Annotated in this window: 11 protein-coding genes and 1 pseudogene; 7 read left to right on the top strand and 5 right to left on the bottom strand. The window is 63.8% G+C overall.

What is annotated here, in order from left to right:
- Positions 1–408: 408 nt before the first annotated feature.
- Entirely contained in the window at positions 409–1332 is a 924-nt protein-coding gene (locus tag GSQ87_RS07215; RefSeq protein ID WP_158914773.1) for a LysR family transcriptional regulator, read from the bottom strand.
- Between the two features lie 256 nt (positions 1333–1588).
- Between GSQ87_RS07215 and GSQ87_RS07210 the strand changes: the two genes are divergently transcribed.
- The 3 genes from GSQ87_RS07210 to GSQ87_RS07200 are packed head-to-tail and all read left to right on the top strand — an operon-like array spanning position 1589 to position 4117.
- Positions 1589–2542: an alpha/beta fold hydrolase gene (locus tag GSQ87_RS07210; protein WP_158914771.1), complete on the top strand. Its 954-nt coding sequence runs from the start codon at positions 1589–1591 to the stop codon at positions 2540–2542.
- A gap of 10 nt (positions 2543–2552) precedes the next feature.
- Positions 2553–3602, top strand: a complete 1050-nt coding sequence (locus GSQ87_RS07205; RefSeq protein WP_158914769.1) for an alpha/beta hydrolase — start codon at positions 2553–2555, stop codon at positions 3600–3602.
- Positions 3603–3613: 11 nt separating this feature from the next.
- Positions 3614–4117: a VOC family protein gene (locus GSQ87_RS07200; protein WP_216839108.1), complete on the top strand. Its 504-nt coding sequence runs from the start codon at positions 3614–3616 to the stop codon at positions 4115–4117.
- A gap of 170 nt (positions 4118–4287) precedes the next feature.
- On the opposite strand, the gene GSQ87_RS07195 is transcribed toward GSQ87_RS07200, so the two are convergent.
- From GSQ87_RS07195 to GSQ87_RS07185, 3 genes are all read right to left on the bottom strand, one after another.
- Positions 4288–6255 carry an alpha/beta hydrolase domain-containing protein gene (locus GSQ87_RS07195; protein ID WP_158914767.1) on the bottom strand — a complete coding sequence of 656 codons (1968 nt, stop codon included), beginning with the start codon at positions 6253–6255 and terminating at the stop codon, positions 4288–4290.
- Positions 6256–6596: 341 nt separating this feature from the next.
- On the bottom strand, positions 6597–7787 hold the full coding sequence (locus tag GSQ87_RS07190; protein ID WP_158914765.1) for an alpha-hydroxy-acid oxidizing protein: 1191 nt from the start codon (positions 7785–7787) through the stop codon (positions 6597–6599).
- A 554-nt stretch (positions 7788–8341) separates the two neighbouring features.
- The gene (locus GSQ87_RS07185; protein WP_158914763.1) at positions 8342–8662 is read right to left on the bottom strand and encodes a hypothetical protein; all 321 of its coding nucleotides are present in this window, start codon (positions 8660–8662) and stop codon (positions 8342–8344) included.
- Positions 8663–8871: 209 nt separating this feature from the next.
- Here GSQ87_RS07185 and GSQ87_RS07180 point away from each other — a divergent pair.
- The 4 genes and pseudogenes from GSQ87_RS07180 to GSQ87_RS07165 form a co-directional block, all read left to right on the top strand.
- Positions 8872–9030 (top strand): annotated as a pseudogene (locus GSQ87_RS07180) (integrase core domain-containing protein); the annotation flags it as partial.
- Between the two features lie 448 nt (positions 9031–9478).
- Positions 9479–10093, top strand: a complete 615-nt coding sequence (locus GSQ87_RS07175; protein WP_158914759.1) for a ParB-like protein — start codon at positions 9479–9481, stop codon at positions 10091–10093.
- Positions 10090–10602 carry a DUF421 domain-containing protein gene (locus GSQ87_RS07170; protein ID WP_158914757.1) on the top strand — a complete coding sequence of 171 codons (513 nt, stop codon included), beginning with the start codon at positions 10090–10092 and terminating at the stop codon, positions 10600–10602. The genes GSQ87_RS07175 and GSQ87_RS07170 overlap by 4 nt, the downstream gene beginning before the upstream one ends.
- Before the next feature lie 122 nt (positions 10603–10724).
- Positions 10725–11156, top strand: coding sequence for an alcohol dehydrogenase catalytic domain-containing protein (locus tag GSQ87_RS07165; protein ID WP_158914755.1), 432 nt, complete (start codon positions 10725–10727; stop codon positions 11154–11156).
- Positions 11157–11317: 161 nt separating this feature from the next.
- Here GSQ87_RS07165 and GSQ87_RS07160 read toward each other — a convergent pair whose 3' ends face one another.
- Positions 11318–11536, bottom strand: coding sequence for a hypothetical protein (locus tag GSQ87_RS07160; protein WP_158914753.1), 219 nt, complete (start codon positions 11534–11536; stop codon positions 11318–11320).
- Positions 11537–11705: the final 169 nt, after the last annotated feature.

The following is an 11705-nucleotide window of genomic DNA, read 5'->3' as shown; positions in this document are numbered from 1 at the left end:
TCGGCTCAACGGTCGTCCTTAGCCAAAAGCCTCGGCTTGGGTCGCAAGGCGGCTCCCGCGCCGGCTCCTGAAGTGAAAGCGCCCGGCGCCAAGCGCGGCCCGAAGCCAAAGGCCGCCTGATCACGTTGTAAGGTTGAGGGCTGGTCGCTGTAGGCCGGCCCTCCTATCTACGTCCCCTAAGACGGTCTAGCGGAGAGATCGCGCCCATAGCGGCCGAAACCTTTCGGCCGGATTCCAGACGTGTGACTGGCCTTAGGACCGCCGTTTTGAGCCGGCCTGGACGGCAGGTGTTTGGGGTAATCCGGACGAGATTACGCCTCCCGTTCCGGACATCGCCGGCGACGGCGTTCGGGAGGAGCGCTCAGGGTATGGGCGCCGATACTTGCCCATCTGACGCGCACGGCGACGTCAACCCTTCGCGGTAGCCGCCAAAAAGTCATCGCGGGCGGCGGATAACCGAGCCTTCAATCGCGGCGTCGCGAAATCCAGGAAGGCTCGCAGTTTCAAAGGCAGATATTCTCCCGACGTGTGCACCAGGCTTAGGGGAAGCGTGCGCCGCTCAAAGTCCGGCAGGACCGGAACCAAGCTCCCGTTCTGGAACGACGAGGTGACATGGTGGGAAAAGACAGAGATGATCCCGACGCCCGCCTTGGCCGCATCGCACGCAGCGTCGGTTGAATTCACGATCAGTCGATAGCGAACCGGAACCTCAGGGTCGCCCGCAACGCTCCAAAAGCTTGGCCCGGTGAATCCCTGCACCCCCACGCAATCATGGCCAGCGAGATCGGTTGGCGTCCGCGGCGCGCCGCGAATCTTGAGGTAGCCAGGGCTGGCGGCGAAAGCACGATGGATCGTGCCGACCCGTGCGGCGATCAGGGCGCTGTCCGGCAAGTCTCCCAGGCGAAGGGCGGCGTGGATATCTTCGTCGGCCAGGTCGATCAATCGGTCGCTGAGCGTCAGACGAACATGGATGTCCGGGTAGACCTGGAGAAACTCGGCGAGCACTGGGACCAGATGCAAACGGCCCAGCACGATGGGCGCGGTGACATGCAGTTCGCCCTTGGGCGCCGTATATTCGCCCGTGGCGGCGCGCTCCGCTTCGACCACCTCCTCGAGGATCCGTTTGCAGGCGGCGACGTAGGATTTGCCGGCATCGGTCAGGGTTATTCTGCGGCTCGATCGAGTCAGCAGCTGGGCCTTCAGATAAGCTTCCAGGTCCGAGAGCTTCCGGCTGACGGTCGTGAGCGGCGTGTTGAGACGCCGGGCGCCGGCCGACAGGCTTCCTTCTTCGGCGACAGCCAAGAGGATCGACATGGATTCCAGGCGATCCATCGTTGTTTCCGGAAAATGGAAGGAAGGCTCCCGACTTTACGAGATTACGCCTCGACCTGGTAGCCGCCATTCTCTCCGGGCGACCCTGAGCGGTCGCCCCTAAGGAGGCGACGTGGTTCGCATTGAGCTTGAAGCCGCCCGAGCCCCCGTGTTTGGTCGTTTTGCGTCGTCACGCAGGTCCATTCTCGCCGCTGGCTTGGGCCTTGGAGTGACTCTGGCCTTGCACAGCGCCGCCCGCGCGGAAACGAAGGACGCCATGCTTGCGATCAAAGAGACCGACATCGCCACGAACGGCGTCCATCTGTATGTAACCGAGGCTGGCGAAGGGCCAGCCATCCTGTTCGTGCACGGCTTTCCAGACACGGCCTATACTTGGCGTCAGCAGATGCAGGCGGTGGCGGCCGCCGGTTTTCGCGCCATCGCGCCGGATATGCGCGGCTACGGCGGCTCCTCGGCGCCGGATGACCCGACGCTCTATACCCCATTCCAGACAGTCGGCGACCTCGTCGGCCTGCTGGACGCCCTCCAGATTCCACAGGCCATCGTCGTGGGCCACGACTGGGGAGCGAACGTGGCCTGGAACGCCGCCATGATGCGCCCCGATCGGTTCAAGGCTGTGTTCTGTCTCGCCGTCCCCTACTCGCCCCGCGGCAAGGCCAGCGTGCTGGACGCCATGAAGGCCGCCGGCCACGGCGACGACTTCTACATGTTCGAGCAAATCCGGCCCGACGCCGACCAGATCTGGGCGGACGCGGCGGTCACCATTCCGGGCATGCTCTATTGGGCCTCGGGGTCCGCGCCCGCGGCGCAGGCCTGGAATCCTTTCGATCCCGCCCGCAGCCTGCATCGCAAGGCGCCCGATCCCTTTCCCACCTGGATCGACCGCGATTATCTCGCGCACAACGTCGCGCAGTTCCAGCGCACCGGTTTCCATGGCGCGCTCAACTACTATCGCGCGGTTCAGCCCTTTTTCGACCTGTCGGGCGCATACCTTGGCGCGAAGATCCCCCAGCCCTCCTACTTCATCTGGGGCGAGGCGGACGGCCTGGTCCCCATCTACCAGCTGACGGAAGCCAAGCTGCGCGAGCGGTGCCCCGGCCTAGCCGGCTATGTCGGGCTGGATGGCGTCGGCCATTGGGTGCAGCACGAAGCGACGGCTCGGGTGAACCAGGACCTGATCGCATTCGCCCGCTCGGTCAGTGCGGCATAGGGGGCGATCCATGACCAAGCACCCGCCCGGCCGCAATCCGAGACCTGCGCCAACCTTGGCCGCGCGAACGATGGCCACTCTCCGTCACACGACACGCTATTTGGAGGCCGGTCCATCCGACGGGCCGCTGATGATCTTCCTGCACGGCTGGCCCGAGATGGGCCTGGTGTGGCGTGTGCAGATGGAGGTGTTCGCCGCCGAGGGCTGGCGCTGTATCGCCCCCGACATGAGGGGCTATGGCGGCTCATCCGCCCCGGCGGCATCCGAGGCCTACGCCCTGAGCGAGATCGTCCAAGACATGGTCGAGCTTCACAACCACCTGGGAGCGCGCCCGGCCGTCTGGGTCGGCCACGACCTGGGCAGCCCCGTCGCCGGGGCCTTGGCCGCGCACCATCCGGAGCTCAGCCGGGGCGTCGTGTTGGTGTCCGTTCCCTACTTCCCAGACGGCTTCGCCTTAGCCAATCTCCTGCCCCTGGTGGACCGGAAGCTCTACCCGACCGACGAGTATCCCGACGGCCAGTGGGACTACTGCCGCTTCTATGTCACTCACTTCGACCAGACGGTGAGCGACTTCGACGCCGACATCCCCGCCACCCTCGCGGCGATCTACCGGTCTGGGAACTCTGCCTCCAAAGGGCAAGTCTACCGCTCCGCCTTGGTGACGAAAAACGGAGGGTGGTTCGGTTCGGCGCATCGCACCCCGGCGGTCGCGCCGGACCCTGCGCTCTGGCCGCCTGCAGACTTCGACGCTCTGGTTGCGGCGTTCCGAACGACCGGCTTTCGCCCGGGCAACGCCTGGTACCTGAATGACGCCGCCAACATCGATTATGCCCAGACCGCGCCCGACGGAGGGCGCCTGCGCCAACCCGTCCTGTTCGTGAACGGCGATTTTGACGGGCTATGCGACATCAGCCGCGGCCGCATCGGAGAGCCCATGCGTCAAGCCTGCCCAAATCTGTCGGCGACCCATCAGCCGGCCGGTCATTGGCTGCCGCTCGAACGGAAGCTCGAACTCGCTGAAACCATCCGTTCCTGGGCAAAGGCCAACTTGCTCTCATAGCCGGCGTCAGGATGGCCCTGATCGGATTTCTAAGGAACACCATGCCAGAACCGGAAAAAACACCGCCTACGGCCAAAACCTCCAGTCCGTTCGCATCCTGGAGGATCGATCACGCCGGCATCCGCGTGCCCGACTTCGACGAAGCTGTGGCCTGGTACACCAGTACGCTCGACTTCCGGCTGCTGAAGTCGGTTTCCATCGGCAAGCTGACCTTTGGCTTCATTGCGCCCGCCACGGACGACAGCTTCAGCTTCGAAATCCTGGCCGGTCCGGGCGCGGCCGAACGCCCGCGGTATGAGGATTTTCACGACAGCTACAATCTGTCGGGGTGGCACCACCTGGGAATCCGTGTGGACGACGTGGACGCGACAGTCGACGAACTCAGGCGCCGCGGCGTCAAAATCGTCAGCGCGCCCCACGACGTCGAGTCGTTGCAACTACGCCTGGCTTTCTTCGCCGATCCCTGGGGCAACCTTCTGGAAGTGATCTCGCCGATCAAGCGCAACGTTACTTGAGCAGGCGTTAGATTCGCCTCCTTGCGCCCGTAACGGACTCGGCAGTTCCTCCGGAAACACGACATTCGGCGGCCCGGACGCCGAGCCAATAGAGATCAAGCCATCGCCCGACGGCCCCCAATGGGGCCTTTAGGCGGTTCGGCCGTTTTCCCAGCCAACCGCGGGCAGTGCTAGTTCTTTGGCGGCTTCGGGCGCAGATAGGCGCAGCTCTGGTCACCCGGGGGATGGGCTAGAATGCGGTCGTAGAAGGCTCCTTGCGCGCTGACAATCCCATCGCCGTCCTCGGCCAGCAGAGTGCGATCCGCCACCGCTTTGGCCGCCGCGAGGCGGGCGGCGGCGAGGAATGCCGCGCGCGTCGGATAGCGCGCCTCTAGGGAGGGGCGCGGATCGTTCGCAGCCCGCCGCTCCGCCTCGGTACGCGCGAAGGGCTGGAACGAACCTTGGAATCGGTCCAGCGCCCAGCCGAAGCCCGTGACGCTCCCCATCGGGTTCCAGCCCGTATAGGTCCCGAGCGGCGCGCGCAGCTCCACCGGTTGAAGGCCGCCAGCGTCGGTCCCGTCTGGATCTGGGCGGGGGACCAGCACAGCGAACGGCGCGCCCTGTTCGGGCGGTACATTGTCCTCGATCCCAGCGGACGTGAACCTTGGACCGAAGTCTAGCCTCAGCGGCGTGAAGGCGGCCATGGGTGGGGTCAGGCGATTGATCTTGGGGAACAGCCGGTCGTATTCGGCCACGCTTACCAAGCCGCCGCCGGAGAGACGGGGATAGGCGCTAGGCGGCGGTATTGCACCCTTCACCCACTCATCGAGGTTGATGAGCAGGGCGCGCAGGTAGGGAAGATCCATGATCGGATCGGTGCAGTTGACCCGCTCGCCCCGCTCACGTTCGCCGCCTGGGAAATGCTGCATGCCCGCTAGCAGGTAAAGGCGCACGGCCGGATCCTGCGGCGCGTCGGCGCGGCCGTCCGGCGTGGTCTGCATCAGTGAAGCCGCGCGACCCCAGAACTCCGTAGACTTGTTGACGATGAACAGCTTGGGCGCGGCGCCATCGGCGCCGTGCGCCCGCTCGAACAGCGATCCTGTTCGCCCAGTGACGGGATCGCGAGTGGGACCCGTGGCGAACGGGAAGATGTCGGTGGGGTAGTCGCGGTCCACCACCATGTTGGCGGCGCGCGTGGGGAAGCCGAAGCGTACGTCGAAGCTGCCCCGCCCCGCGCCGGCCACCACGGCCAGCGCGCCGTCGAACACCCGTTGCCCATGCTCGTCCAGGTCGAAACCCTCATAGAGCATCTGTTGGATCAGCCGACCGGTCTGGCTGATGCCGATTAGCAGGGTGCGGCGAGGCGGCGGGGCGCCCTCCAGTGGGTGGGTACGTAGCCAGGCCAGCAGATCCCGGATGCCGGCAGGCCCGGCGCCGACCACTACCGGGTCGCGCGCCATATAGGTCAGCTCGTAGAGGGTTCCCGGCCGGAACCCGCCGTCTAAGGCGATGTGGCTGGGGACGCCGCCGTCTGAGGCGGGCAGGAGCCGCCAGGTGCTGCGCGGCAAGGGCTTGCGTGGGTCGTCGGGGCGGTGACGCGCGGTCAGTACGGCGGCCGGGTCGTCGGGCGTCGCCATGGGGTAGGCCCGACCCTCGATACCCGCAAAGGACGTCTCCGCTGTCGCCTTGTCGACGGTGAACTCGTTGGCCACCTTACCGGTGATCGGGCCGCCGTGGCCGTAGGCGACCGGCGCTTGGAAGATCAGCCGCTCGTCACCGCGTGCTCCCGATGCAACGTCCCAGCCCCAAGCGGAAGCGACGACGGTGAAGCCGTGACGCTCTAGAAAGCCCGTGTTCTCGAAGCGGGCGCCCTTAGGATCGAGGGCGTAGTCGAGGCCGCGCGTGATCGGCTCCCCTCGGTTGCTCACGTCGTACAGCAGAGTGGAGTCAACCGCATGGACCGGGCGCAGCACAGTGAAATCGGTTGAGAACACCACCCGCCCACGCGCGTCGCGCGGAGCGTTCTTCAGATCGACGATGCGGGCGTTGGCGGGGGCATTGGGATCGAGGGCGAAGGTGGCCCGGCCGCGCAGGGTCTCATACGGCGCGTCCGGCAATGTCTTGCAGTCAGTGCAGGGCGTCCGAGAGACGATCTCCACGCGCTCGACCTCTGCGCGTGCCATCCCGGAAGCAGCGATTAGCAGACTGCAGACAGTGGAGGCTAGCGACCGCTTGATGCAAATGTTCAAGGAGGGCCTCCCGGACGAGATTTCTCACACCCAGAAGCTAGCACCCAAACACGTTCTGCGTGTTTCCCAACATTCCAGCGGGAGTTAGAGAGCGCCCATAGTGGCCGCGAGCACCGCTCCAGATTCGAGACATTCGGGATCGCCAGCTCGACGGCTCCGAAGTTGACCTCCGACTGGAGGGAGCATCTGTCTCAGGCCGACGTCCCTTGTCTGCAGGCGCGCCACTATCCAGAGGTGGCGGCCTGACCGCCCTAAATTGCTGACAGCCGGCCAGAACTACGGACCAGGCTTCGCGCTCCCTCGTCGCGCACGTGCTTGAGCGTGGGGTAGCCGTTCACAGCCATGAGAAGATCCGCCTCGGCCAGAATACACCGGAGCACGTGCGCTGCGCCTTCCGCTCCGCCGAGGGCCAAGCCATAGACGTAAGGTCGTCCGACCCCGACTGCAGCCGCGCCAAGGGCGATGGCTTTGACTACGTCGCTTCCCGACCGCACGCCCGAGTCGAAGAGCACGGGCGTAGAGCCTGCGGCTCGCACGACCTCGGACAGCATGTCGATCGCGGCGACGCCGCCATTTGCTTGCCGACCTCCGTGATTGGAGCAATAGATGGCGTCGACGCCGCTCTCGACAGCTCGGCGTGCATCGTCCGGGTGGCAAATGCCTTTGAGTACTAAAGGCATGCTGCTCAGCGAGCGAAGCCATGTGACGTCATCCCAGGTCAGCACTTGCCCGAAAACGTTCGCCCAGGCCGCGATCGCGGCCGGGAGGTCCTCCTCGGGCGCCTTGGTCAGGAGAGAACGGAACACGGGATCGGAGAAGTAGTTCGCCAACACAGCGCCCCTAAGCTGTGGGAAGTTCGAGGTGTTCAGGTCGCGTGGACGCCACCCGGTGACCCAGGTGTCGAGGGTGACGATAAGCGCCTTGTAACCCGCGACCTCCGCACGGCTGACCAAGCTTTGCGCCAGCTCCCGATTGCGGGGCGTGTAGAGCTGGAAGAACCCCGGCGATGGGCTCAGCGCCTTCGCCACGACTTCCATCGGGTCGTTGGACAAGGTGGAGGCGCAGAACGGCACGCCGGTGAGCGCGGACGCCGTCGCTGCTGCGATGTCGCCGTGTCCGTCTTGGGTGCAGATGCCGTTCACTCCGATTGGAGCCATAAACACAGGACTAGGCAGCCTTAGCCCGAACAGCTCGATCGATAGGTCCCGCTGTGAGCAATCGACCATCATGCGCGGGACCATGCCCCAGTGATGAAAGGCGGCCGCGTTTTCATCCTGGGTCCACTCGTCCCCACACCCTCCTTGGACATAGGCCAAAACCTGAGGCGGCATCGCGGCTTCCGCCCGCCGCACCAGACCGGCGTAGTCCACGGGCAGCTTGGGGATGACGCCCCTCAATCCCGCACCGTAAATCGTGGCCTGCAGGTCGCCATAATGGGGCATATCGGGAACTCCGAGGCTTCTGCGATGTCCAGCCTACCCTGAAACAGGGCGCCTGTGACTGGCCGAAAAATCGGAGGCTACCGCGGCGCGAACTAAGCTGTCACCAATGAGCTGCAAGCTCTCCCATGCATTCATCGAGCTCACGCTTCTCTCAGCGGGAGGCCGGTCTCCAGGACCGCGAATAGAGCGTCGCCTGGCTGCTCGGCGCCCACAGCGGTCGTAAGCCTTCTGCCGAAAAGACGACATCCAGCGGGCCTGAAGAGAGGCCCCAAGCTCCGGCCTAACGTCTGAATCTGGGGGGGGCAACCGGACTCACTACCACAGCCGCATAGCGGACGTGGCGAAGGGCGACTTTCGGGACCCACGCTCATACGTGCTGGCGACCTCAATGCTGACTCTGGGGCCTCAGGAGGCTGTGTTGCGCTTAGCAGCTCGGCGGGCGTAATCGGAGGGCGCGGAAAGTAACAATAGTTCGGTCGGATCGCGGATCAACGACGCGAGTGGCTTGCGCGCATCTTGAGCAGCCCGCACGACCGCTCGCCAGCTCTCGTCAGTCAGTATCGCTTCGTGATTATAGTCATCACCGTTAGGTGCAACGTATTGGCTAAACAGTTCATGGAAATTCTTAACCGCATGAGCCTCCTCACTTGACAAAAGACCTTCAGCAATGCGGCGACATAGCCACCATCACCCTCGTTCACTACGAGGCCATCGAAGTAGCAGGACGTATACTCAATGAACGTATAATGCGGATTTGAGTTGTCAGGATTTAGCCAGGTTGCGCGCTGCATTTCGAGGTTCGAAATTTCTTCAATAGAACCCAGCCAGTTGGCACGCCATTTCACCTGAAGCTCAGCGTATCTGTCCGCAGCCAAGAGTCATCTCCTATAAAGCGACGTATGTACACCCAATAGCGGAGGTCTCAAATCCACTCGTGTTGGACGTTGGGAGGGTCGGCTTACTGGTCTGAAGGCTCGTCCGCGTAAACGTCAAAGCTCAAGTCGATGTTCATGTCAGCCAACCTCGCGAGCAAGCGATGGTCGAAAACGTCGCCGCTGTTTCCCTCGTCGAAAAGCCAGCCAATGAAGAACTCGCCGAGGCGCGCCAGCTGATCGAAGCTTGGCGGCGAGACTACAATGAGAGCCGTCCTCACATGGCCCTCGGCCACCTGTCGCCTCAAGAATATGCTTTGCGATCCGCCGGTTGGCATGGCACGATCCATTCCATGGCCGTCGGGAGCTAACCCTCAGACTGGACCACCAAAGCCAAGCGCTTCAGGCCGTCGGGAGCTAACCCTCAGACTGGTCCACCAAAGCCAAGCGCTTCACCTCGACTACGCGCCCGACCTCCTCAGAATCTCCTTGCATCGGCAGGGGCTTCCACACACACAACATTACGAGTTCCGGCCAAGCTCGACTTTCCCTACGCCCTGCGTCCGAAACCGGTGGTCAAGCGGACTCGCGACCACCCTACATCCCGGACCTGCACATCGACACGCTGAAGGTGCAGCGGGCGGCCGGACGACATTGCGCACGCATCGCCTTCGACCCTGGGCATCAGAGACGGAACGAAGCCTAAATTTGGAGGTGGGGACGAGCAGCGAGGGTTGCCGCCACAAGGAACGCTTATAGCAAAGGTCCGTTGGACAAGGAACGCGGGTGTTTTTGCTCCGTACCAAGAGGACTGAACCTGTGTCGGATCCCCTTCCCTTCGGTGTCTCCCTCAAGGATCTGCGCCCCACTCAAATGACGGTTGGATTTCGCGAGGTCGAAATCAAACGGCGTCAGTGGCGCGACGCCGATGACGCCGAACGGACCAAGCTCTTGCGGCGCCACGTCGTGCCCGCGGTGCTTGGCCCGAAAGGGCGGACCTACATCGTCGATCACCACCACTTCACCAAGGCGTTGCTGGAAGAAAAGGCCGGGGCTGTGGGCGTCTACATCCAGGCGGATTTAAGCCACCTCGCCAAGAAAGAGTTCTGGACCTTCCTCGACAACAGCGATTGGTGTCACGCCTACGACGCTGAGGGCGAGCGTCGCGCGCTGTCCAACATCCCCAAATCGATATCGGAACTCGTCGACGATCCATTTCGCAGCCTGGTCGCTGAGCTGATCCGGGCCGGTGGATGCGCGAAGACCAGCGTTCCCTTCTTTGAATTCCTTTGGGCCGACTTTTTGCGGCGGCGGATCAAGCCGCACTTGGTCGAGGCCGACTTTGGCTCGGCCTTGGTCAGCGCTTTGGAGCTCGCGAAAAGCCCCGATGCGAAGAGCTTGCCGGGATGGTCGGGCGCCGACCCGTCGCAATGAACCTTATCCGCGACCTCATCGGCCCTGACGACGGCTATCAAACCGCCATTCAGCTTTCAGTGAGGGCGCTGTTCCTGTTCGCCTTTGGCGTGGTTTGCGTCCGGATCGCGGGACGTCGGATGTTCTCCCAAGCTGCTCCGCTCGACATCATCGTCTACCTGATCGTCGGATCCAATCTCAGCCGCATCATGATCGGCGGAGCCCACGTTTTCCCGAGCCTTGCCGCGACACTAACTATAGTAATGCTTCACCGGCTTCTGGCGTACGCCACGCTGCGCTGGGGACCGCTCGCCGATTGGATCAAGGCCAGGCCTAAGGTTGTGATCCAGAATGGCGATGCGAAGCTCGATGTCCTTGCCGAGGAAGGCATCAGCGAAGCCGATCTTTTGGAGAGCCTGCGCCTCCGGGGTATCGGCGCCGTGGGCGACGTCGATCTTGCGATGCTGGAGCGCAACGGCCGCATCAGCGCAATTCGCAAGCCGCAGCCGCCTCCTCTCCTCAGGCCCTAGGCGTCCTGAATGCAGCCACCACCAAGTTGCAACCCCGGCCAAGTGATGAGTTAGCTAGCGACCAAGCTGGGCGAAAACACCAAGGACGCACAGCTCCCCACTGGCGGCCGAAGGAAGACGTCATGAAAGCGGTACGGCTTTACGAATATGGCGGCCCTGAAGCCCTCAAATTCGAGCTCGATGCGCCCGAGCCCGTGATGGCCGCAGACATGGTGCTGATCGAGTCAGTGGCTACGAGCGTGAATCCTATCGACTGGAAAATCCGCTCAGGCGCCAGACAAAAGGATTTTCCCCTGGATTTGCCGGCGACCCTAGGAAAGGACGTGAGCGGCGTCGCGCGGGCGGTCGGAAGCGACGTTCGAAACATCAAGCGCGGCGACCGCGTGATCGCAATGGCCGACGCGACCTATGCTCAATACGTGGCGGTGCCCGCTGGGTTGGTAAGCCATCTCCCCGATGGCGTGGATTTGATCGACGCTGCCGCCATCCCCCTGGTGTCGTTGACCGGGGGGACCAGCTCGTCCGCCGGCGTAATGCTAAGGTGCATGCGATGAGATGAGGCTAGATAGGCCTCTGTCCCTCGCTCGGCTCTGCGTTCAAAGCCGACCTCCGTCTTCTGCCGGACCGGACGCTTGAATCGCCCCAAGGCCGCCGCTCCCGACAAAGCCGCCATCGACCAAGCAGCTACGGCGCGGCGCAGCCGGCGACCAGAGAGCTAGACGAGCCCCATGTCGGGGCTGGCCTGCGGCGAATTCAAGAGCGTGACCAAGCGCTCCAGCGCCGTCTCGACCTGGTTGCGCGAGGGCGGCGCGCCGACGCAGTGCCTCACGCCGCCGATCAAACTCGGATCGACGACCGGGGCTTCGGCGGGCGTAAGCTGTACGCCGGCGCGAAGGGCCCGCGCCACCAGCCGTTCGGACTCCAGTTCAGCCATCGGAAGCCAGAGGTGAGGACAGAGCCTGCTGGCGTGCTACAGCGGCCGCTCCCGGGGTAGATTGGACAAAATTACCCGTCTCGGCATGGTCACCCATCACCGTCGCTTGAAGTGGCGCTTCGGGCGCGATATGCAATCAAAAGTTGCCGTCCGGAGAGTTAGTTGATGG

Origin of the sequence: Caulobacter sp. S45, from assembly GCF_009765965.1 — a bacterium.
Lineage (GTDB): Bacteria > Pseudomonadota > Alphaproteobacteria > Caulobacterales > Caulobacteraceae > CAHJWH01.
This window is presented reverse-complemented; position numbering and strand designations above follow the sequence as displayed.

Excerpts from the sequence above, each read along its gene's own strand:
- GSQ87_RS07215 (WP_158914773.1), bottom strand. The coding sequence starts at position 1,332 with ATGGATCGCCTGGAATCCATGTCGATCCTCTTGGCTGTCGCCGAAGAA.
- GSQ87_RS07210 (WP_158914771.1), top strand. The coding sequence starts at position 1,589 with ATGCTTGCGATCAAAGAGACCGACATCGCCACGAACGGCGTCCATCTG.
- GSQ87_RS07205 (WP_158914769.1), top strand. The coding sequence starts at position 2,553 with ATGACCAAGCACCCGCCCGGCCGCAATCCGAGACCTGCGCCAACCTTG.
- GSQ87_RS07200 (WP_216839108.1), top strand. The coding sequence starts at position 3,614 with ATGGCCCTGATCGGATTTCTAAGGAACACCATGCCAGAACCGGAAAAA.
- GSQ87_RS07190 (WP_158914765.1), bottom strand. The coding sequence starts at position 7,787 with ATGCCCCATTATGGCGACCTGCAGGCCACGATTTACGGTGCGGGATTG.
- GSQ87_RS07170 (WP_158914757.1), top strand. The coding sequence starts at position 10,090 with ATGAACCTTATCCGCGACCTCATCGGCCCTGACGACGGCTATCAAACC.
- GSQ87_RS07165 (WP_158914755.1), top strand. The coding sequence starts at position 10,725 with ATGAAAGCGGTACGGCTTTACGAATATGGCGGCCCTGAAGCCCTCAAA.
- GSQ87_RS07160 (WP_158914753.1), bottom strand. The coding sequence starts at position 11,536 with ATGGCTGAACTGGAGTCCGAACGGCTGGTGGCGCGGGCCCTTCGCGCC.